At 66.0% G+C, this 19,515-nt stretch carries 22 protein-coding genes; 10 read left to right on the top strand and 12 right to left on the bottom strand.

Features of this window, described 5'->3' with window-relative positions; genetic code table 11:
• The first annotated feature begins 154 nt into the window (after nt 1–154).
• Nucleotides 155–1,216, top strand: a complete 1,062-nt coding sequence (locus MHX64_RS01835) for a Cj0069 family protein (RefSeq protein ID WP_181889922.1) — start codon at nt 155–157, stop codon at nt 1,214–1,216.
• Between the two features lie 179 nt (nt 1,217–1,395).
• On the opposite strand, the gene MHX64_RS01830 is transcribed toward MHX64_RS01835, so the two are convergent.
• Complete coding sequence (locus MHX64_RS01830) at nt 1,396–2,154, bottom strand: hypothetical protein (protein ID WP_239406314.1); 759 nt, start codon at nt 2,152–2,154, stop codon at nt 1,396–1,398.
• Nucleotides 2,155–2,160: 6 nt separating this feature from the next.
• Nucleotides 2,161–2,559, bottom strand: a complete 399-nt coding sequence (locus MHX64_RS01825) for a DUF3151 domain-containing protein (protein WP_181889924.1) — start codon at nt 2,557–2,559, stop codon at nt 2,161–2,163.
• Nucleotides 2,560–2,666: 107 nt separating this feature from the next.
• Here MHX64_RS01825 and MHX64_RS01820 point away from each other — a divergent pair, with 107 nt between their 5' ends.
• Genes MHX64_RS01820 through MHX64_RS01810 form a run of 3 tightly spaced genes read left to right on the top strand, consistent with a single transcriptional unit; the run spans nt 2,667 to nt 4,263 of the window.
• Nucleotides 2,667–3,188, top strand: a complete 522-nt coding sequence (locus MHX64_RS01820; protein ID WP_181889925.1) for a hypothetical protein — start codon at nt 2,667–2,669, stop codon at nt 3,186–3,188.
• Nucleotides 3,189–3,197: 9 nt separating this feature from the next.
• Entirely contained in the window at nt 3,198–3,725 is a 528-nt protein-coding gene (locus MHX64_RS01815; RefSeq protein ID WP_181889926.1) for a hypothetical protein, read from the top strand.
• Between the two features lie 16 nt (nt 3,726–3,741).
• Nucleotides 3,742–4,263, top strand: a complete 522-nt coding sequence (locus tag MHX64_RS01810; RefSeq protein WP_181889927.1) for a hypothetical protein — start codon at nt 3,742–3,744, stop codon at nt 4,261–4,263.
• Between the two features lie 125 nt (nt 4,264–4,388).
• On the opposite strand, the gene MHX64_RS01805 is transcribed toward MHX64_RS01810, so the two are convergent.
• The 5 genes from MHX64_RS01805 to MHX64_RS01785 all read right to left on the bottom strand — a co-directional run bounded on the left by MHX64_RS01805 (nt 4,389) and on the right by MHX64_RS01785 (nt 10,314).
• Nucleotides 4,389–4,979 carry a nucleoside triphosphate pyrophosphatase gene (locus MHX64_RS01805; RefSeq protein ID WP_181889928.1) on the bottom strand — a complete coding sequence of 197 codons (591 nt, stop codon included), beginning with the start codon at nt 4,977–4,979 and terminating at the stop codon, nt 4,389–4,391.
• A complete protein-coding gene (locus MHX64_RS01800) occupies nt 4,979–5,164 on the bottom strand; it encodes an acyl-CoA carboxylase subunit epsilon (RefSeq protein ID WP_181889929.1) in 186 nt (61 codons plus the stop codon). Before MHX64_RS01800 ends, MHX64_RS01805 begins: the two co-directional genes overlap by 1 nt.
• A 10-nt stretch (nt 5,165–5,174) precedes the next feature.
• Entirely contained in the window at nt 5,175–6,689 is a 1,515-nt protein-coding gene (locus tag MHX64_RS01795) for an acyl-CoA carboxylase subunit beta (RefSeq protein WP_239356848.1), read from the bottom strand.
• 94 nt (nt 6,690–6,783) lie between these two features.
• Nucleotides 6,784–8,031 carry an ATP-binding protein gene (locus MHX64_RS01790; RefSeq protein ID WP_239356847.1) on the bottom strand — a complete coding sequence of 416 codons (1,248 nt, stop codon included), beginning with the start codon at nt 8,029–8,031 and terminating at the stop codon, nt 6,784–6,786.
• A gap of 186 nt (nt 8,032–8,217) precedes the next feature.
• Nucleotides 8,218–10,314, bottom strand: a complete 2,097-nt coding sequence (locus MHX64_RS01785; protein WP_239356846.1) for a catalase — start codon at nt 10,312–10,314, stop codon at nt 8,218–8,220.
• Between the two features lie 156 nt (nt 10,315–10,470).
• Here MHX64_RS01785 and MHX64_RS01780 point away from each other — a divergent pair, with 156 nt between their 5' ends.
• Both MHX64_RS01780 and MHX64_RS01775 read left to right on the top strand, forming a co-directional pair.
• Nucleotides 10,471–11,199, top strand: coding sequence for a biotin--[acetyl-CoA-carboxylase] ligase (locus tag MHX64_RS01780; protein WP_239356845.1), 729 nt, complete (start codon nt 10,471–10,473; stop codon nt 11,197–11,199).
• A 22-nt stretch (nt 11,200–11,221) separates the two neighbouring features.
• Nucleotides 11,222–11,683: a hypothetical protein gene (locus MHX64_RS01775; RefSeq protein ID WP_239356843.1), complete on the top strand. Its 462-nt coding sequence runs from the start codon at nt 11,222–11,224 to the stop codon at nt 11,681–11,683.
• Between the two features lie 24 nt (nt 11,684–11,707).
• Here MHX64_RS01775 and budA read toward each other — a convergent pair whose 3' ends face one another.
• A complete protein-coding gene (gene budA, locus MHX64_RS01770) occupies nt 11,708–12,442 on the bottom strand; it encodes an acetolactate decarboxylase (protein ID WP_239307695.1) in 735 nt (244 codons plus the stop codon).
• A 40-nt stretch (nt 12,443–12,482) separates the two neighbouring features.
• Here budA and MHX64_RS01765 point away from each other — a divergent pair, with 40 nt between their 5' ends.
• The 4 genes from MHX64_RS01765 to MHX64_RS01750 are packed head-to-tail and all read left to right on the top strand — an operon-like array spanning nt 12,483 to nt 14,933.
• Complete coding sequence (locus MHX64_RS01765) at nt 12,483–13,664, top strand: 5-(carboxyamino)imidazole ribonucleotide synthase (RefSeq protein WP_370642107.1); 1,182 nt, start codon at nt 12,483–12,485, stop codon at nt 13,662–13,664.
• A 4-nt stretch (nt 13,665–13,668) separates the two neighbouring features.
• Complete coding sequence (purE, locus tag MHX64_RS01760; protein ID WP_070845032.1) at nt 13,669–14,172, top strand: 5-(carboxyamino)imidazole ribonucleotide mutase; 504 nt, start codon at nt 13,669–13,671, stop codon at nt 14,170–14,172.
• Between the two features lie 49 nt (nt 14,173–14,221).
• Nucleotides 14,222–14,632, top strand: coding sequence for a YdcF family protein (locus tag MHX64_RS01755; RefSeq protein ID WP_239356855.1), 411 nt, complete (start codon nt 14,222–14,224; stop codon nt 14,630–14,632).
• A 28-nt stretch (nt 14,633–14,660) separates the two neighbouring features.
• Nucleotides 14,661–14,933, top strand: coding sequence for a ribbon-helix-helix domain-containing protein (locus MHX64_RS01750; protein WP_239356841.1), 273 nt, complete (start codon nt 14,661–14,663; stop codon nt 14,931–14,933).
• A 113-nt stretch (nt 14,934–15,046) separates the two neighbouring features.
• On the opposite strand, the gene MHX64_RS01745 is transcribed toward MHX64_RS01750, so the two are convergent.
• From MHX64_RS01745 to MHX64_RS01730, 4 genes are all read right to left on the bottom strand, one after another.
• Nucleotides 15,047–15,358, bottom strand: a complete 312-nt coding sequence (locus tag MHX64_RS01745) for a hypothetical protein (RefSeq protein WP_239356839.1) — start codon at nt 15,356–15,358, stop codon at nt 15,047–15,049.
• A 66-nt stretch (nt 15,359–15,424) separates the two neighbouring features.
• Nucleotides 15,425–16,084: a TIGR03089 family protein gene (locus MHX64_RS01740; protein ID WP_239356837.1), complete on the bottom strand. Its 660-nt coding sequence runs from the start codon at nt 16,082–16,084 to the stop codon at nt 15,425–15,427.
• Between the two features lie 27 nt (nt 16,085–16,111).
• Entirely contained in the window at nt 16,112–17,743 is a 1,632-nt protein-coding gene (locus MHX64_RS01735) for an AbgT family transporter (RefSeq protein ID WP_239356836.1), read from the bottom strand.
• Between the two features lie 103 nt (nt 17,744–17,846).
• The gene (locus MHX64_RS01730) at nt 17,847–19,448 is read right to left on the bottom strand and encodes an LCP family protein (protein WP_181889940.1); all 1,602 of its coding nucleotides are present in this window, start codon (nt 19,446–19,448) and stop codon (nt 17,847–17,849) included.
• Nucleotides 19,449–19,515 lie beyond the last annotated feature (67 nt).

The raw sequence follows: 19,515 nt of genomic DNA, 5'->3' as shown, positions 1-19,515 counted from the left end.
CTATCAAATCGCTCGCCCGGTGGAACTCACTGCCGCGGGTTAAAGTCAAGTCAGGAACATACAGGTCGCGGCCAGTTTGTTCTAGCAATCTGACCTGCCCCGACGGCTCCTGTGTGAGCGTGAAGCGGGGTATGAACCATGAAAGGGACCAACCGTGCACAAGGCGATTGTTGTCTTCGAGGTCGAAGGCGGCTCCGACAAGTCCTTCGACGGCCACCGCAAGGACACCATGCCCATCGTGAACGCCATCAAGGAAAAGGGCTGGCACTCCGAGGTCGTCTACTTCCGCCCGGAGTGGGCGGACGACCTGTTCACCTACGTCTCCGAGAACTTCGACGCCTACATCTCCCGCGTGAACCCGGGCAACATCCCGGGCGGTGAGAAGGGCTACTTCGACCTGCTCACCCGCCTGTCCGAGGCCGGCCTGGTGGGCATGTCCACCCCACAGGAGATGATCTCCTACGGTGCCAAGGACGCCCTGGTCAAGCTGAACAAGACCGACCTCGTGCCGGAGGACACCGCCGCGTACTACGACGTGGAGGAGTTCCACAACACCTTCCCCAAGTCCCTGTCCTACGGCGAGCGCGTGCTCAAGCAGAACCGCGGCTCCACCGGCTCCGGCATCTGGCGCGTGCGCCTTGCCGACGAGTCCCTGGCCGAGTCCGTCGAGCCAGGCACCGCCCTGCCGCTGGACACCAAGCTCAAGTGCACCGAGGCGGTGGACAACCACACCGAAGACCGCGAGCTGGGCGAGTTCATGGACTTCTGCGACCAGTACATCGTCGGCGACAACGGCATGCTCGTGGACATGCGCTTCATGCCGCGCATCGTCGAGGGCGAAATCCGCATCCTGCTGGTCGGCCCGCACCCGGTCTTCGTCGTGCACAAGAAGCCGGCTGAGGGCGGCGACGCGTTCTCCGCAACCCTGTTCTCCGGCGCGAAGTACACCTACCAGAAGCCGGAGGAGTGGCAGGAGCTCGTCGACATGTTCGCCGAGGCCCGCCCGGTCATCGCTGAGAACCTCGGCGGCGACAACATCCCGCTGATCTGGACCGCGGACTTCATGCTCGCTGACGACGACGAGACCGGCGAGGACACCTACGTCCTCGGCGAGATCAACTGCTCCTGCGTCGGCTTCACCTCCGAGCTGGACATGGGCATCCAGGAGAAGGTGGCCGAGGAGGCCATCAAGCGCGTCGAGGAGAAGCACGCCTAAGAGCGTTTCGCTTCTCGACGAGCACTCCGCCCGTTCGCAACGGATCGTCTAGCAGACACAATGGCCTGCTAGACGATCCGTTTCTTATTGGCACCCATCTCCAACATCAGCTGGGGAAATAGATTGCCGGGTGCGGGATCGTCTAGCAACATTCGCTGCGGTGCTAGACGATCCGGCGATTAGTTGAGCAAGTAACCGGACTGGTTCCAGAACCGGTTGAACTGCTCGACGTCGCCAGCGACGGGCTGCACAGCGTCGCCTTGTGCCGTGAGGTCCACGGTGTAGTGGTCGGTAATACCTGCCGCGGTGGCTTCTCCGCGTTCACCCCAGGAGAGGCGGAGCTGGCCGTCGTTAAGCAATTCGATGCTCTCAACCTCTGTGAATAGCCGCATGTCGCCTGCGGGCTGGCCGTTGACGTAGAGCGCGAGGCCGTCGCTGATGGAGGCGCCGGTGCCTGCCGGGCGATCCCCGTCGCCGAGTGAGCCGCGGAACGTGATCCAGCTGATCGGCGCGCACGGATCGTAGTGGTTCTCGATGTTCTCGATCCAGTAGTTCATGTCCGACTGGCTGTCAGCCGCCGGCATGCGGCCCGGGGCTGTGCCGGTGGCGTACTGCTGGCGCGGATCGGTGGGCAGGCTGGCACAGTTGTCGCCCTCCGGGGCGGGGGCGGGCGGTGGCGGGGCAGCGGCCTCGCCGGCCGGTGGCTGCGCGGCCGCTTCGGTGACGGTCTTTTCTTGAGTCACCGTTTCGGGGAGGTCCGCACCTTGAGCGGCCGTGTCCGCCCCGGCACCGCCGATGGACGCGGTGACAGTGGGCGCCTTCCCGCCGGTTCCCGCAGCTGTGTCAGCTGTTGTGTCCTCCGTGGCGCTGCACGACGCAATCGCGAGCGCCGTCGGAACTGCAATGAGTAGCTTGGTCGCTTGGTTGATTCGCGTCATACCTCGTTAGGGTAAAAGCTTTTCCACGCTTTGCGGGTCGGCGTCGGAAAGCATCTGGTGGCAACGGTCGTATTCTGCCTGGTCACCGATAGCCTGTGAGGTTACTGCCAACATCGCAATGGCCTTCAACACGCCCTGGTTCGGCTCGTGGGAGGCGGGGACCGGGCCCCAGCCCTTCCAACCGTTGGCGCGCAGGCGGTCCAGGGAACGGTGGTAGCCGGTGCGGGCGTACGCGTAGGCGATGAGCTTGTCGCCGTCACTCAGTTCGCGTTCCGCGCGGGCGGCCCAGACGGCGGGGGAGTCGGGGTGGGCGAGCGCGGTGTCGTCTGCAAGCAAATCCTTGCCCGCGGCCGGATCGGCGGGCAGCTCGATGGGCTTCGGGGCGAGCATGTCGTTGATTTCCATGGCCGCCAGGCTACTAGTTTCCTGGGAGACCGTGACGGGCCAGGCATTCGCGCATATTGTGGGGCGCGTAACCCGATGTGACCTGCGTCCCACACCGAGGAGCACCAATGGCTAGCCCGCTGTATGTCGCCCAAAACGGAACCTACGAGGAGTTCCTGGAGGTCTACGACCCGGAAGCGCACGATGCCACGGAGATGCTGTGCGCCGGACTGATCAACCGCGACCCTGAGGCACGCGAAAAGATCAGCAACGACATGCTGGACCGCGGCGCGGATGCCACGGTCGTGGATTACGGGCAGAACACGTTGACGCTGCTGCTGAGCCACGACCGGCTCGCTGACGGCGACCCTGCACTGGCGCAGCGGCTTATCGACGGCGGCGCCGACGTGGACTATCGCGAAAGCGGTGGCAACGTACCCATGATGCTTGCTATTCGAATCCGCGTTGACGACGACGAACAGCGCCGCCCCCTGTACGAGGCACTGTTCGCCGCGGACGTGGATTTGGACGAGCCGACGAACCTGCGCACCCGAAAGAACTCGATCGGGAAGTGGCTGCGCATGAACGTGGACGGGCGCCCCGGAAAACTCGACGTCCTGGACGAGTTTCTCAAGGCCAGAGGCTATTAGGAGATTCCCATGGCAAGCCCGACGTACACGGCGAAGAAGGGCACCTACGAGGAGTTTCTCGAGGTGTTCGACCCAGAGGTGAATGACCCGACGGACATGTTGCTTAACGGCCTTACCAACAAGGATCCGGAAACCCGCGCCGCGATCTGCAACGACATGTTGGACCGGGGCGCGGATGCGTCGCGAGTCGAATACGGGCAGAACGCACTGACTGTCCTGCTGGGCAGGCACCGTCATCTGGGGTCCGGTGATGCAGCGCTTGCGCAGAGGCTTGTCGACGGCGGCGCCGACGTGAACTACCGCGAACGCCGGGGATCCTTGGTCCTGCAGCTGGCGATCGAGATCCGTGTGGACGACGACGAGCAGCGTCGACCGCTCTATCAGGCCCTGTTTGGAGCAGAAGAGCTGGATCTGGATCTTCCGTCCAACGCACACGAGCCAGTCATGAGCATCGGTGAGTGGCTGCGCATGAACGCCGACGACCGTCCGGAAAAGCTCTATGTCCTCGACGAGTTCTTGAAAGCAAAAGGTTATTAGCGAGGGAGAGAAAACCATGGCAAGCCCGCTGTATGTCGCCCAAAACGGTACCTACGAGGAGTTTCTGGAGGTCTACGACCCGGAAGCGAACGACGCCACGGAGATGCTGTGCGCCGGGCTGATTAACCGCGACCCGGAGGCACGCGCAAAGATCAGCAACGACATGCTGGACCGCGGCGCCGATGCGACGGTGGTGGACTATGGGCAGAACACGCTGACGCTGCTGCTGAGCCACGACGATCTCGGCGACGGCGACGCGGCTCTCGTGCAGCGGCTCGTCGCCGCCGGCGCCGATGTGAACTACCGCGAAAGCCACGGAGACACACCGATCAAGCTCGCGGTGAAGATCGGAGCGGAAAGCGACGAGCAGCGCCGCCCCATCTACGAAGCGCTGTTCGGAAAGGATGTGGACTTGGACGAGCCGTCAAGTGTCCGCAACCCTAAGAACAAGATCGGCGAGTGGCTGCGCATGTGCGTGAACCACCAGCCGGAGGGCCTCAAGGTCCTCGACGAGTTCCTCACCGCCCGCGGATTCTAGGGGCGCGTGCGGGGGGTCGTCGCAAATTTGTACGAATCAACAACGCTAAAATCCGACCTGGGGTTTTGCAGGGCAGATTCCGAAAAAATGTCGATTCGTACAAAACCGCCCGGATCTCGGCCCCCTCACTCCCAGAAGTCGGAGGCGTCCAGCCCGAAGCGGTACAGGCAGCGGCGCAGCAGTGGCATGGATAGGCCGATGACGCTGGTGGGGTCGCCGTCGATGGAGTCGATGAACCAGCTGCCCAGCGCCTCCAGCGTGAACGCGCCCGCGCACTCCAACGGTTGGCCGGAGCGGGCGTAGGCCTCGATGTCGGCGTCGGAGACGTCGCCGAAGCGAATGGTGGTGGCGACGGTGTCCACCACCCACTCGCCGCCGAACCACACGGCGTGCCCGGTGAGCAGCTGTGCTTCTTTGCCGCGCTGCGCCTTCCAGCGCTCGATGGTCGCTTCAACGGTGTGGGGTTTGCCCAGCAGTTCGCCGTCGAGGAGCAGCATGGAGTCGCAGCCGACCACCACGTCGCCGGGGAATTCGGCGATGGCAGTCTCCGCTTTGGCGCGGGCGAGGGTGGAAACGGTGGTGGCCGCATCGACGCTGTGAAGCGATGCGATCACCGCGTCCTCGTCGATGTGGGCGGGACGCAGTACGGGCCGCACCCCGCCTTGCTCGAGCAGCATGCGTCGCGACGGCGACTGCGACGCCAGCACCAGCCGCATTAGAAGTACGCCGCCGAGTCGAACGCGTGCGGGTTGTACGCGGTGGCGGGGTGGGAGATACCCCAGTAGTTCGCGTCCGGCTGCACCCCGGCGAGCTTGCGCTCGCGCTTAAGCTGCTCCAGCACCTGCGAAAGTGCCGCCAGTTCCGCCTCGGTGGGGTTGCCCTTGAGTACCTGAATGTCCACGTCAGCCTCCTTACAGCGGGATGTTGCCGTGCTTCTTCTGCGCCGGGTAGCCCACCTTGCGCTCCAGCAGGCGCAGGCCCTCGAGCACGCGGTCGCGGGTGGCGGACGGCTCGATCACGGCGTCGACTAGGCCGCGCTCGGTGGCCACGTACGGGTTGAGGTTCTCCTCGGCGTACTTGTCGGCGTCGGTGCCGATGGCTTCGGCGGCGGTGGGGGCGTCTGCAAGCGCGATCTGCGCGGTCGGCCACGCGAACACCAGGTCAGCGCCCAGGCCCTTGGAGCCCAGCAGGGCGTACGAGGGGCCGAACGCCTTGCGGGTGACCACGGTGATCGTGCCCACCTGCGCCTCGGCGAACGCGTAGGCAAGTGCCGCCGCGGCGGCGGACGAGCCGGCACGCTCCTCCTCGACGGCCGGCAGGAAGCCCGGCGAGTCCACGAACTGCACGACAGGCAGGTTGAACGCGTCGCAGGTGCGGATGAAGCGCGCGGCCTTGCGGGCGGCGTCGCGGGTCAGACAGCCCGCCAGCACGCTCGGCTGCGTGGCGACGACACCAACGGCACGCCCGCCAACATGCGCAAACCCGGTGACCACAGAGCCCGCGTAGCCTGCGGAAAGCTCGAAGAAGTCCCCGTCTGTGACGGCGTTGACCACGTCCAGCACGTCGTAGGGCTGGTTGTCGTCGTCCGGGATGAACGTGTCCAGGTTAGCGCCGGAACCGGCAGCCTCGGCGCCCAGCGGGGAAGCGGCCTTGTTGTTCAGCGGCAGGTAGCCCACCACCGCGCGCGCCAGCTCCACGGCCTCCACGTCGGTGGCGGCGGTCAGCTGCGCCAGCCCCGTCTCCGCGGCGTGGACGGCGCTGCCGCCGAGCTGCTCGCTCGTGGTTTCGGTCTCGGTCACCTTGCTCACGATGTCGGCGGTGGTCACGTGCATCGCCGCGCCCTCGGCCATGATGGTGATGTCCGCCAGCGGCACGGTCGCCGCAGTCAGCGCCGCCGCGTCGCCGGCCACGACCGCGATCTGCGGGATCAGCCCGGACGCGCGGGTGGCGGCGCGCAGGATCTGCGCCTGCATGTGCGCGGTGACGATGCCTTCCTTCCAGCGCGGGCCGGTGGAGTCGTAGATGCCGATCAGCGGGACGCCGGTCTTGGTGGCCAGGTCGTAGATCTTGAGCATCTTCTCGGCGTAGACCTCGCCGATCTGCCCGTCGAAGACGGTGGGGTCTTGGGAGAACAGGCATACCCTTCGGCCGTCGATAAGCCCATAGCCTGTGACAACGCCGTCGGTGGAGGGCTTAGACTTGTCCATCTTGTACGCCTCGACGCGGTGCTTCGCCAGCGCGTCGGTTTCCACGAACGTGCCTTCGTCCACAAGCTTCAGCACGCGCTCGTGGGCGGTGGCGGTCCCAGCTGCGTGCACTGCGTCGATCGCGTCCTGACCGACCGGGGCCTGCGCCTCATCCAGGCGGTTGCGCAGATCCTCGATGCGGCCCGCGGTGGTGGTCATGTCGGGTTTGGATGAACTCATAACGCCTCAGTCTAGATTCCTTGTGTGCCGCCATGCTTATCGACGGCTCCGCCGCCCGCGTTTCACCCTCCACCGACGGGCAGTAGAGCGGCGCCTACGCGCCGAGAAGGGCGAGGGGCATAACGATAATTCCGTCGGGGCGGACGTACGCCTGTTTACCTGTGGTTACCACCATCAGGTTGGTTACCCGGTCCGGGATGCGCTCGCGCAGCCACAGAAGGTGCCGGACGTCGGCGTCATCAACCCGCGGCTTGAGTTTGACCTCAACACCGACGACTTCTCGTTCCGGTCCTTCGACGATGAAGTCGACTTCCCGTTCTCCGGCGTTTGATCGGAGGTGGTACACCCGCGCTCTGGCTGCTTGGGCCAGCACACGGAGTGTGAGCGCAGTCAGGGATTCGAAGAGTGGCCCAAACATGTGGGCCGCGCGGTTGCTGAGGAGGCTGGATGGGCCGATGCCGAGCAGTCGTGCCGCGAGAGCGGGGTCGGCGAGGTGGTGTTTGGGGCCCTGCTGCAGCCGCTTGAACTCGTTATGCTTCGGAACCCACCCAGGGACTGGATCGAGCAGCCAAATCTTCGCTAGGTGCTCGCGGTATGCGAGCGTAGTTTTCTGATTCGGCTGCTCCACCTGGCCGCCCGTTGTAGCGTCGAGCAGCCTCGAGTAGGCGGTGGTCGTGGAAGTGGCCGCGGCATAGGCGCGCAGCCAGCTCCGGAGGCTTTCGGGCCGGCGTACTTCGTAGCCTGCATCGGGGATGTCGCGGTCGATGATGCGCTCGATGTACGAGTCGAGCATCAGCGTTTGGACCGTGGGATCAGCCGCGGCGATAGCGGGAAAACCACTGCCGGTGATGAGCTTGGCGTAATCGCCGACCTCAAAATCCGAGTGTCCCGACACATCGTTGTCTCCGCCCAAGATCCTGGCGAAGCTGCACGTGGGGTCGGAAACGCCGCGTTCATGGACGGCCATCGGGCGCATTCTTAACGAGTAGATCCGCCCGGCGCCCGAATGGGAACCCTTCGCGTCGACGGGAGTGGCCGAGCCGGTGAGCAGAAAACGCCCGGGGGCAGCTCCTTGGTCCACTTGGCGGCGAACTGCATCCCAAACCTGGGGGAGATGCTGCCACTCGTCGATGAGCAACGTGCCGTCCGGCGCTGAGGAGAGCGAGAAATCGGCCTCCGCAATGCTGCGCATATCCGGATCATCAAGGAACCAAGTGGTGTCGGCGCGGCGTTTGGCCGTGTCGGTTTTCCCGACACCTTTCGGCCCGTCAATGGCGATTGCGGACAGATGGGGCATGAGAAGGTCGAGCTCGTCATCGAGGGTGCGTCGGAGGTAGGCCATATTGAGCATTGTACTGCACGAAAGTGCCCTACTACCGTATTTTCAGGACTCCTACTACCCAATTTTCAGAAGCTCTACTACCCGATTTTCAGGACTCCTACTACCCGATTTTCAGAAAAGAGGCCCCGCGCCGGGTAAGCGGCGCGGGGCTCAAGCGAGGGTCAGGGTTGTGGAGTGACTACAGCACTACCGCTCCCAAACACGGTGGGAAGCCAGCGGCTCCTTCACCGGCGCAGCGGCAGCGTCGGCGGTGTCGACCGTGACGATGCCCGGCTGGTCCGCCGGGACGCGCGCGGCCTCCAGTGCCTGCTTGCCGGCCTCGCCCACGGCGACGATCGCCTTCTTGTGGCGCTCGCACTCGCCGAGGATTGTGTCCACGTCCGTCTTCGCCGGCGGGTTAACCACCACAACCGCGTCGAACTCGATGGAGCTGGCGGTGAGGTAGGTGCGCGAGATCGGAGTGTCCTTGTCGCCCAGCTTCACCGTGCCGCCCTTTTCCGCCACCACGAGCGGAGTGGTGCCGGCGGCGGAAAGCTCATCGACGAGTTTGCCCACGGCTGCGGCTGTATCTCCGGAAATGTCGGTGGAGATCAGCACGCCGACCTGGCGGCCGTCGATAGGCCAGGTGCCGCCCATCTGGGACAGCGCCTTCGAGGGCTCCACGTCCGCAACGTCCTGCTTCTCCGGGTGCGGCAGGCCCAAGTTGTCGGCGACAGTCTCCGCGAGGTCCTGGTCCACGTGCGCCAGCACCTCGAGGTAGCGCGTCTTCACCGACTCCTCGTAGCACTTGCCCAGCTCGAACGACAGCGCCTGGGTGAGGTGCTCCTGCTCCACGTCGGTGAGGGAGAGGTAGAACAGTCGGGCCTGGGAGAAGTGGTCGTCGAAGGATGCAGGGTGCTCGCGGGTGATCTCGCCGTTCACGGCGACCGGCACGTCGATAAATGCGCCCTCGTCCACAGTGGCCTCGGTGGGTGCGCCGCCGTCGAGCGTGTTCGGCTTGTACGGCGCGACGCCGGTGTGGGAGGCCACCTGGTGCATGCCGTCGCGAAGGTTGTCGTTGACCGGCGTCTGCGGGCGGTTGATCGGCAACTGCGAGAAGTTCGGCCCGCCCAGACGGGAAATCTGGGTGTCCAGGTAGGAAAACAGGCGGCCCTGCAGCAGCGGGTCGGCGGTGACGTCGATGCCCGGAGGCAGGTGCGACGGGCAGAACGCCACCTGTTCAACCTCTTCGAAGTAGTTGCGCGGGTTCTTGTTCAGCGTCATCGTGCCAATGATCTCCACCGGCGCGAGCTCCTCCGGCACCAGCTTCGTCGGGTCCAGCAGGTCGATGCCCTCGAACATCTGGTCCTCGGTGTCCGGGAACACCTGCACGCCCAAGTCCCACTGCGGGAAGGCGCCTGCCTCGATGGCGTTGTACAGGTCGCGGCGGTGGAAATCCGGATCCATGCCGCCGGTGATCTGGGCTTCCTCCCACACCTGCGAGTGCACGCCGAACTTCGGCTTCCAGTGGAACTTCACCAGGGTGGTCTCGCCGGCGTCGTTGATGAAGCGGAAGGTGTGGATGCCAAAGCCCTCCATCATGCGCAGCGAGCGCGGGATGCCGCGGTCCGACATGTTCCACAGCGTGTGGTGGGTGGCCTCGGTGTGCTGGCCCACGAAGTCCCAGAAGGTGTCGTGCGCGGACTGCGCCTGGGGGATCTCGCGGTCCGGGTGCGGCTTGCCGGCGTGAATCACATCCGGGAATTTGATCGCGTCTTGGATGAAGAACACCGGGATGTTGTTGCCCACCAGGTCCCAGTTGCCCTCCTCGGTGTAGAACTTCGTGGCCCAACCGCGGGTGTCGCGCACGGAATCCGCGGAGCCGCGCGAGCCCAGCACGGTGGAGAAGCGGACGAAGACCGGGGTCTCAGCGTCCTTCTTGAACACCTTGGCCTTGGAAATCTTCGAGGCATTGCCATTGGCGACGAACACGCCGTGCGCACCCACACCTCGGGCGTGGACGGCGCGCTCCGGGATGCGCTCGTGGTCGAAGTGGGTGATCTTCTCGCGGAAGTGGTGATCCTGCATCAACAGCGGACCGCGCTCGCCGGCGCGCAGCGACTTCGATGTCTCCGACAGGCGTGCGCCTTGCGCGGTGGTGAGGTACTCGCCCTGCTGGGCGCGCGGGTCGGTGCCGCCGGAGTTGTCGGCTCCGAAGTGGAACGGGCAGCCGGTGGGGGAGACAGCCGCTGGGGCCTGCTGCTCCGGGGCGTCCTGGGGCGGGTTCTGCTTCTTGTCGGTCACGTGTCACAACCTTTTCGTGTTGGGGGATCCTCGGGGCCATCTTCAAGGCGCTGAGGGTGGAACCGAGGGTAGGCCCGTCCTCGAATGATCGTTTGGACGTGCGGCCAAAACTGGCACGGGGCGAGGTGGACGTCGATAGGCAATATGCTCGAACCCATGACTGTGCGCGACATTCAGGCCATCCAGGACGCGGTGGCGGAGTACTGGCCGAACGTGCGGTGGGTGGAAACCACCGGATCAACCAACGCTGACCTGCTTAAAGAGGGCGAGCCCGGCACGGTGCTCATCGCCGACGAGCAGACTGAGGGCAAAGGGCGCTTGGGGCGCCATTGGGTCTCGCCGAAGGGCTCGCAGCTGGCGATGAGCATGGTGGTGGAGGTGCCCGAGAAGGTGCCGCCGTTTGGCCTTTTGTCCATCGCGCCGGGCGTGGCCGTGACAGACGTGGTGCCGCAGGCGCGGCTGAAATGGCCAAACGACGTGCAGATCGGCGGCAAGAAAATCGCCGGCATCCTCTCCGCGCTGGACTTGCCGCGGGTGATTGTGGGCATCGGCATCAACGTGGCCATGCGGACCGAGGACCTGCCGGTGGAGACCGCCACCGCGCTCAACCTCGAGGGGCTGGACGTGGATTTCGACGACTTCACCGCCGACATCCTGCTCGCCATGGGCAAGCGCCTGAACCAGTGGCGCGAGGGCGACCCGCAGCTGCTCGAGGACTACCGTGCCGTGTGCTCGACCATCGGCCAAAACGTGCGCCTGGAGATGCGCGAGGGCGAGGAGACCGTCACCGGCACCGTCACCGGGGTCAACGACGAGGGCGAAGTGCTTATCGACGGCTCCGCTTTCTCCGTCGGCGACGTCCACCATCTGCGGCCGACGTCCTAGGCGTGCAGTACCCTGCCTGTTTATGGCTGGCAAAGCACCGTTTCGCGTCGGCGGGGACGAAGTCGTCCTCGCCGACGTGTGCGCGCCGCTTTCCTCGCTGACCATCCCGCTGCTGGAGCTGGTGGCCGTGACCGGCGTGGCGTGGATGGCCATCGGCTGGATGGACGTGACCCCGCACGTGGACCCGGGCCTGCGCAACATTGTGGTGCTTATCTGGGCGCTGCTCGTGCTGTGGCGGTTCATCGTCCCGCTGGTGGCGTCCAGGCGCCGGCGCTTCATCGTCACCGACAAGCGCATCCTGGCCCGCGGCCGGCGCGGGGCGGTGGATTCCATCCCGCTGCGCCAGATCCACTCCGTGCGCCGCGAGCGCGGCGGCATCAACGTGGCGGTGTACGGCTACGCTCAGCCGATCGTGTTCGAGCGGGTGGGCAAGACGCGCTCGGTGGAGAAGGTGCTGCAGCGCGCGCTCGGCGCGGCGCGCTAAAGCCAGCGCGCTGAAGCCAAGGCCCTACTTGTCCCCCTTGATCTCGGTGGTGTGCAGCTGCTCGTCCAGGTCCTCGGGGGAGAGCTTGCCGCCCAAGAACTCGGCGGTGACCGGCAGGTGCAGCTCCATGTCGGTGCCGGGGCACAGCTCGATCACGGCCTCGTCGACGGTGTAGTCCAGCACGTGGCCGCCGCGCGAGTGCTCGTTATCGATGAAGTGCACGTGGCAGCCCGGCACGCCGATGCCCTTGGCGTACATGGGGGTGCGGAAACCGCCGATGACACCTTCGACGTCGGTGAAGACGTGCTCCGCGTCGTCGGAGACGGCCTCGGACATCGGCGGGTAGGGCTTTTCCTGCTTGGTCACCGTGCGCACCACCACTTCCTTGAACCGGCCGGTGATCTTCACGGCGGTGAAGAAGTTGTGGCTCGGCTCGGCGTCGTCGATGAACTTGGCCAGCTCGGAGCGCACCATGCCGGCGGGCGCGTCGAAGCGCATCCGCGGCACGAAGTTGGTCACCACGGTAAACGGGGTGCGCTGGTCCAAATCGGCCACGCGCGCTTTGCCGTCGGAGGTGAGCTGGTGGCACACCCCGTCGAGGATGAGCATCTCGCCGTCGAGGGCGTCGAAGGTGCCCAGGCCGAAGTTGCCTTTGCTCAGGATGTCGCTGATGGTCAGCTCGCCGTCGTAGATGCCGTCGAGAAGCGCGGTCATCAGCGAGTTTTGGAAAATGGTGTGGCGGGCAATCGTTGCAGACATGGCTGCGATGCTAGTCGGAGGGGCGACTACAGTGTGCAGGGTGAGTAACGCCTATGGGATGCCCCTCGTCGCCGTCATCGGCGACGGCCAGTTGGCACGGATGATGCAGACGGAAGCGATCGAACTCGGCGTGGAGACCCGCGTGCTCGCCGCGAGTAAGGATGCCTCGGCGGCGCAGGTGTTCGGCGATGTGCGCCTCGGCGATTACACCAAGCTCGAGGATCTGCGCGCGGTCGTGGGTGGCGCGGATGCGGTCACCTTCGACCATGAGCATGTGCCCAACGAGTACGCGCAATTGCTTATCGACGGTGGCGTGGCCGTCGAGCCCCGCCCCGATGCTTTGATCTACGCACAGGACAAACTCGAGCAGCGTAAGCGCCTGTCCGAGGCAGGCCTGCCGGTGCCCGCGTTCGCAGCGATCGCGTCGGCCGCGGACGCCGAGGCGTTCTGGGATGAGACCGGCGGCCAGGTGTGTCTGAAAGCCACCCGCGGCGGCTACGACGGCCACGGGGTGTGGTTCCCGTCGTCACGCGAAGAGTGCGCCGAGCTGGTCGAGGACCTGCTGGGCCGCGACCTGCCGCTGATGGCGGAGAAGAAGGTCGCGTTCACCCGTGAGCTTTCCGCGATGGTGGCGCGCAACCGCTCCGGCGACGTGCGCGCCTGGCCGGTGGTGGAGTCGCGCCAGGACGGCGGCATCTGCCGCGTGGCCATCGCGCCCGCGCCGGGCATGTCCCCGGAGCTGGCCAAACGCTGCGAGGAGCTCGCCGTGCAGGTCGCCGAAGGCTTGGGCGTGACCGGCGTGTTGGCCGTGGAGCTGTTCGAGTACGAGGGCGACAACGGCCCGGAAGTGTCGGTCAACGAGCTGGCCATGCGCCCGCACAACACCGGCCACTGGACCCAGGACGGGTGCGTGACCTCCCAGTTCGAGCAGCATGTGCGGGCTGTGCTGGATTGGCCGCTAGGTGCCGTCGATAAGCTTTCGCCCGCAACCGTCATGGTCAACACCCTCGGCGGCGACGAGGACCCCACTGTGCCGATGGCCGAGCGCGTCGTTGAGGTGATGCGCAAGTACCCGCAGGCCAAGGTGCACCTCTACGGCAAGGACCACCGCCCCGGGCGCAAGATGGGGCACGTCAACGTGTGCGCCGACACCGTCGAGGAAGCGCTCGCCGTGGCCGAGGACGCCGCGCACTACATCATCCACGCAACCTGGAAGGACTAGACACATGGCACAGCCAGTCGTTGGCATCATCATGGGCTCCGACTCGGACTGGGACACCGTCGCCCCGGCCGCCGAGGTGCTCGCCGAATTCGGCATCCCCTTCGAAGTGGGCGTGGTCTCCGCGCACCGCACGCCGGAGAAAATGCTGGCCTACGCCAAGGAAGCGCACACGCGCGACCTGCAGGTGATCATCGCCTGCGCCGGCGGGGCGGCGCACCTTCCGGGCATGGTGGCGGCAGCGACCCCGCTGCCGGTCATCGGCATCCCGCGCGCCCTGGACACGCTGGACGGGCTGGACTCGCTGCTGTCCATCGTGCAGATGCCGGGCGGCGTGCCGGTGGCGACCGTCTCCATCGGCGGGGCGAAAAACGCAGGCCTTCTGGCCGCGCGCATCCTGGGTGCCGCCGACCCGTCCGTGCAGCGCAAGATGGTGGACTACCAGGCGCGCATGGCGGCCGAGGTCGAGCGCAAGGACGAGGCGCTACGCAAGCGCCTGATGGGTGAATAACCCAATCGTCGTGCTGGGCGCCCGCATCGTCGACGGGCGCCCCTCGCGCATGCTCGAATTCCGGCTGCGCCGGGCGCTCGAGGTGTGGCGCGCGGCCCCCGCGCCGCTGGTGGTTACCGGGTTTGGGGAGGCGGAGGTGATGGCCGACTGGTTGCTGGTCCGCGGGGTGCCCGAGTCGTCGATCGTGCTGGAGCCGGAGGCGCGCTCCACCAACGAAAACCTGGAGCGCTCCCGGGCGCTGTTCCCGGAGGTCGCGTGCCTGACCGTGGTGACCAGCGGGTTTCACGTGTTGCGCACCCGCGTGTGGGCGTGGCACCTGGGCATTCCGGTGCAGTTGGTGGCGGCACCGACCCCGGAGACGTCGCGGGTGAAAAACTACGCGCGGGAGGTGGTGGCGCTGCCGCACTCCGTGGCGCGGGTGGTTTGGCGCCGTTTCGTGCGCCGCGTGCTCGGGCGGTAGGGGTCGGATTTTCGTATACGATATCCGCATGGAAAAGATCCACGGCAAATCGATCACCGAAGAGCAAATTCAGCGGTGGGCTGATGAGGCTGAAGCGGGTTACGACCTTTCAAAGCTGCCGGCTCCGCGCCGAGGTCGTCCACCAGTAGGTAAAGGTGCAGGCACGGTCGTGCCGGTGCGTCTCGACGACGAAACGGTCGCCGCCCTCATGGCCCGCGCCGAAGCGGAGGGTCTGGCCACCCGGTCGGATGCGATCCGTGAGGCTATCCGGCAGTGGACTGGGGCAGACCTACAGAGCTAAACCCCGAGTAAGTGATCCAGAGTAAGGCCGATTTTGGGCCATACTCTGGATCCCTTACTCGGGGTTTGTGGAATGGGGGTCGCGCCGAGACGGGGGCCGCGCGGCCGGAAGCGCTACTTCTGCAGACCCGGCAGGTTCAGGCCCAGGTGCGGGCCGGCGAAGTACAGGCCGGCGGCGCCGATGGTGGCCACGATGGCGAGGATGCCGGTGAGCAGGCCGGCGAAACGCATGGCGTTGTCGATCTCGTCCTGGGTGAACTCGGAACTGCCCGGGCCGCTGGACTGTTTTTCCTTCGCCGGGGCGGCGGTGTCGGTTGCCGGGGCGGCGGTGGCCACCGGGGCGGCGCCGGCGACGAGGGCGACGGCGAGCGCGGGGGCGATGGCGCGGCGGGAGATAGAGCTGGTGAGCATGGGCGGTCCCTTCATGGGCGTGAGTGTATCCGCCACAGGATAGCCGACCGGGCCAGAATAACCAGCCACAGCCCCGCCGCGTTACTGCCCGTCGATGAAGCGGGTGACTTTCTCCGCTTCGGCGATCTCTTTCAGCCGCTCGGCGGACACCAGCCCGGTGACCACCACGACGGAGCCGCCGGCGGCGATGGGGCCGAGCACGTTCGCGGCGAACTCCTCGGTGGTGTGCCAGTCCTGCACCAGGTAGCGCTCCGCCTCAATGCCGGGCACCGCGAACGAGCTCAGCGCAGGCGAGGTGCCGAAGTAGTCGTCGCCGTAGAAGCGCACGGTGGGTCCGAAGTCCACGGTGCCCACGGGCAGTTCGCCGCCGGCTTCCACCACGCCGCGGCCGAACGGGTCGTCGGAGACCACCACGCAATCGGGCACCTCGCTCCACCGCGCGGCGCCGTCCAGGGTGGTGAAGATGAGGTCGGGGGCGGGGGCACCGGAGGCGTCGATAAGCGGGGTGCGCGAGGAGTTGTACGCGCCGATCGCGATGACCGCCGCTTGCCACGACACCGGCAGGTCGATGGCGACCTCGTCGCCGGCGTCGAATTCCTCGTCGAGCATGTTGGCGACCTTGCTGGCCCAGTTGTCCAGCGTCTGCGCCGAAAAATCCATGCGCACGCCGCGCGAGTCGTCATAGACGGTCAGGCGCGGCGTCGAAGGGTCGGTCTGCATCAGCGGTGCGAACATACTCATGCCCGCCCATCGTAAGGGGCAATTGCTTTACGACGCCAACATGATCGACGCGCCCGGCCCCAACGGCAAGTCGAATTGGTACCAGATAAACAGCAGCACCAGCCAGAACATCCAGAACACCACGGTGAACACGATCAGGCGCGACATCAGGGTGCCGATGCCGGCCTTCGGCTCGTAGCGGCGCAGCTGGGTGAGGATGACGATGATGTACGGGTTGAGCGGGGTGATGATCTGCGTTGCGGAATCGCCGACGCGGTAGGCGGCCTGGATGAACGCCGGGTCGAAGCCCAGCAGCGCGAACATGGGCACGAACACAGCGGCCATGAGCGTCCACAGCGCAGACCCGGAAGTGATGAGCAGGTTCAGGCAGGAGGCGAGGATGACGAAGGTGATGATCGCGCCGAAGCCGCCGATGCCCGCGGACTCGAGGGCTTCCGCGCCCTTTACGGCGGTCCAGGTGCCGATGCCGGACCAGTTAAACAGCGCGAGGAACTGGCCGAGGATGAACGCCAGCACCAAGAAGCCGGTCATTTCTTTGATGGACGAGCCCATCATGTCGGTGACGTCGGTGACGTTTTTCACCGTGCCGGAGACCTTGCCGTACACCAAGCCCATCACCACGAAGTAGAGCACCACGATGAACACGGAAGACTCCATCAGGGGCGAATCCGGCAGGAACGTGCCTTCCTCGTTGCGCCACGGGGAGCCCGGCACGAGCACAGCGACGGTGCCGACAATGGTGAGCAGGAGCGTGACACACAGCGTGGCGGTCAGGCCGCGCTTTTCCGCTGCGGTGAGCTCGGCGGTGATCTCGTTGCCGTCGCGGTCCAGGTCCGGGGCGTCCTCGCCTTCCGCGACCTCGGTTGGCACGCCCAGTTTGTTCAGGCGAGGCTCCAGCACCTTGTCGATGATCAGGCCGGCGATGAAACCCAGGATCGAGGCGGAGGCGATGTTGAACCAGTAGTTGGACATCACCGTGACCTCGTTTGCCTCCAGGCTGGGCAGCGCCTCCATGACGGAGTTGGTGATGCCGGCAAACAGCGCGTCTAGGGAGCCGGGCAGGATCGACGTTGCGTAGCCGGCACCCACGGAGGCGAAACCACCCAGCAGGCCGGCGACGGGGTGGCGGCCTGCGGCCTTGAACACCATGGCGGCCAGCGGCGGGATGACAATGAAGGCCGGGTCCGCGATCAGGGAGGCGGACACACCGATCAGGCCCACCGCGTAAGGCAGAACGGTCTTGTTGGCGGAGCCGAACAAGCGGCGGATCAGCGCCGAGAGCATGCCGGAGCGCTCCGCGATGCCGACTGCCAAGATGATGGGCATCACGTAGACAAGTGGCGGGAACCCGACGTAGTTTTCGCCCAGGTTCACGGTGAACCAGGCCAGGCCTTCCTTGGTGAAGAACCCGTGGATCGGGCGGACCTCGTCGGAGCCTGGGACCTGGACTTGGGCCCCGGACCAGGCCATCACCGTGGAGATGACGGCGGTGATCAAAAACAGGAGCAGAAAGAGGGTGAACGGCTCGGGGAGCTTGTTGCCCACCTTCTCGATGGTGTTGAGGACGCGGTCGGTCGCGCCCTGCTTTTCGGGCGCGCCACTCGTTCCGGTGGTTGTTGTGGTCTCTGGCGATGGCTCGGGCCGTGGTGTGCGAGTCATGCAATCTGGTTCTACCAAACCGCGAGCAGGGTTTTCTCCAGTTTCAGGAAAATGCCTGGAATTTCATTCCCGGAATGTGGGACAAGGTCTGGTGGGGTGGGGGCTAGTTCACGCAGCGCGGGCTGTCGCCGTCGGCGGTGATCTCGGGGCCGATCTCGGTCGCGCCGAAATCCTCACCCGGCGTGCCCACAGGCGCCTCCTGCTGCGCTTCCTCCTCGGTCATGAGACCCGGGCCTGCGTAATCGTCGGCCACGACCGCCACCATCGTGCCCGGCTCGAGCGTGGCGTTGGCCACTACCGGCACACCGCCGAGGATCCGGGCGAGCTCCTGGGCGGCAGGGTCGTCCGCGTCGGGCGCCACAACCTGGCTCTGGTAGTACAGGCCGTCCATTGCGTTGGCCACCTCGGAAACTTGGATGCCCTGTTTGCCCAGCTCCTCGCCGACGCGGCCCGCCTGGCCCGGCACAGCCCCGGCATTGAGCACGATGACGTCCTGGGAGCTAAGCGTCGACGACGCCGCGGAGTCGGAAGAGTCTGCGGAGTCGGAGGTCTCGGTGGTGTCCTCTTCTTCCTGATCGGGCTCCACCGCGTCTTCCATGAACCGGTGCACCTGGGCCACGTCGACGGTGACGATAGATTCGCCGTAGTCGCCCACACCGTTGACGGAGGTCACCGGAATGGTGGTGAAGGTGACGTTGTCGCCGGCCAGGCCGGAAAGTTGCTGGGCGAAGCGGACCACGTCCCAGTCCTTGTCCAGCGTGACGGAGCGCTCGGCGGCGTTAGCCAGCTCGCGCAGGCGCGCCGGGTTGGTCAGGGTGCCCGCAGAGAGCATGTTGCGCACCAGCGACGCCATGAACGTCTGCTGGCGGACAATGCGGTCGAGGTCGCCGCGCGGCAGGTCGTGGCGCTGGCGCACGAACGACAACGCCTGCGTGCCGTTGAGCGTCTGCACGCCGGCGGGGAAGTGGGCGCCGGACAGCGGCTCGTCCACCGCGTTGTTCAGGCACACGGTCACGCCGCCGACGGCGTCGGTGAGCAACACGAAGCCGAGCAGGCCCACCTGCGCGAAGTGGTCCACCTCCACGCCGGTGAGGTCGGCCACCGCGTCGATCAGCCCCTCTTGGCCCGCGCGCGCGACCCGCTGCTCCAGCTCGGGGCCTTCGGACATGCCATCTTCCTCGACCAGCTCTTCGCGCTTGTCGGCAGCGTAGGCGCCGTAAACGCCGTTGATCTTGAGGTTGCCGTAGGTGGAGTCGTGGACGTAGGTGTCGCGCGGGATGGAAACGGCCGTCGCCTTCGAGCCGTCCTCCGGGATGCGGACAACCATGATGGTGTCGGTGTTGATCTCGCCGTCGGCCACACCGGCGTTGAGGCGGGCGAGCTCGTCCTCGCTTAAGGGGTTGCCCTGCGCGTCCGTGCGCGAGTCGGAGCCGACGAGCAGGATATCCACCGCGCCGTCGAGCACCGCGTCGTCCTTGTTGCCCTTGCCCTTGGATTTGCTCTGGGAGCTCACGTCCAGCTCTGAGGCGGACAGCTGCCCGCCCAGGCGGCCGACGGCGAAGTAGCCGACGCCGGACAGAGTGATGGCCAGGGCGGAGACCACCGCCAGGACCCCTTTGATCACGGGGTGGCCGGACTGGGACACGTCTCGCGTTCGCGATGGTGCCGCCTGAATGTCGCGGGCACGGCGGTTGGGGTCAGTCACGCGGGGAAGTATACGACATCCCCGCCTGAATCCCTGCCGCAGTGCCTGTGCCGTACACCAATTTCGG

The organism is Corynebacterium sp. ACRPZ (assembly GCF_022346205.1).
Taxonomy (GTDB): Bacteria; Actinomycetota; Actinomycetes; order Mycobacteriales; family Mycobacteriaceae; genus Corynebacterium; species Corynebacterium lehmanniae.
Note: the sequence above shows the minus strand (reverse complement) of the source record. Positions and strands in the feature narration are given on the sequence as shown.

What these genes read in the sequence shown, in the direction of transcription:
- MHX64_RS01755 (WP_239356855.1), top strand. Translation starts at nt 14,222, where the DNA reads ATGCTCGAATTCCGGCTGCGCCGGGCGCTCGAGGTGTGGCGCGCGGCC.
- MHX64_RS01825 (WP_181889924.1), bottom strand. Translation starts at nt 2,559, where the DNA reads ATGGAAATCAACGACATGCTCGCCCCGAAGCCCATCGAGCTGCCCGCC.
- MHX64_RS01805 (WP_181889928.1), bottom strand. Translation starts at nt 4,979, where the DNA reads ATGCGGCTGGTGCTGGCGTCGCAGTCGCCGTCGCGACGCATGCTGCTC.
- MHX64_RS01740 (WP_239356837.1), bottom strand. Translation starts at nt 16,084, where the DNA reads ATGAGTATGTTCGCACCGCTGATGCAGACCGACCCTTCGACGCCGCGC.
- MHX64_RS01790 (WP_239356847.1), bottom strand. Translation starts at nt 8,031, where the DNA reads ATGGCCTACCTCCGACGCACCCTCGATGACGAGCTCGACCTTCTCATG.
- MHX64_RS01820 (WP_181889925.1), top strand. Translation starts at nt 2,667, where the DNA reads ATGGCTAGCCCGCTGTATGTCGCCCAAAACGGAACCTACGAGGAGTTC.
- MHX64_RS01735 (WP_239356836.1), bottom strand. Translation starts at nt 17,743, where the DNA reads ATGACTCGCACACCACGGCCCGAGCCATCGCCAGAGACCACAACAACC.
- purE (WP_070845032.1), top strand. Translation starts at nt 13,669, where the DNA reads ATGGCACAGCCAGTCGTTGGCATCATCATGGGCTCCGACTCGGACTGG.
- MHX64_RS01810 (WP_181889927.1), top strand. Translation starts at nt 3,742, where the DNA reads ATGGCAAGCCCGCTGTATGTCGCCCAAAACGGTACCTACGAGGAGTTT.
- MHX64_RS01775 (WP_239356843.1), top strand. Translation starts at nt 11,222, where the DNA reads ATGGCTGGCAAAGCACCGTTTCGCGTCGGCGGGGACGAAGTCGTCCTC.
- MHX64_RS01750 (WP_239356841.1), top strand. Translation starts at nt 14,661, where the DNA reads ATGGAAAAGATCCACGGCAAATCGATCACCGAAGAGCAAATTCAGCGG.
- MHX64_RS01795 (WP_239356848.1), bottom strand. Translation starts at nt 6,689, where the DNA reads ATGAGTTCATCCAAACCCGACATGACCACCACCGCGGGCCGCATCGAG.
- MHX64_RS01780 (WP_239356845.1), top strand. Translation starts at nt 10,471, where the DNA reads ATGACTGTGCGCGACATTCAGGCCATCCAGGACGCGGTGGCGGAGTAC.
- MHX64_RS01745 (WP_239356839.1), bottom strand. Translation starts at nt 15,358, where the DNA reads ATGAAGGGACCGCCCATGCTCACCAGCTCTATCTCCCGCCGCGCCATC.
- MHX64_RS01830 (WP_239406314.1), bottom strand. Translation starts at nt 2,154, where the DNA reads ATGACGCGAATCAACCAAGCGACCAAGCTACTCATTGCAGTTCCGACG.
- budA (WP_239307695.1), bottom strand. Translation starts at nt 12,442, where the DNA reads ATGTCTGCAACGATTGCCCGCCACACCATTTTCCAAAACTCGCTGATG.
- MHX64_RS01815 (WP_181889926.1), top strand. Translation starts at nt 3,198, where the DNA reads ATGGCAAGCCCGACGTACACGGCGAAGAAGGGCACCTACGAGGAGTTT.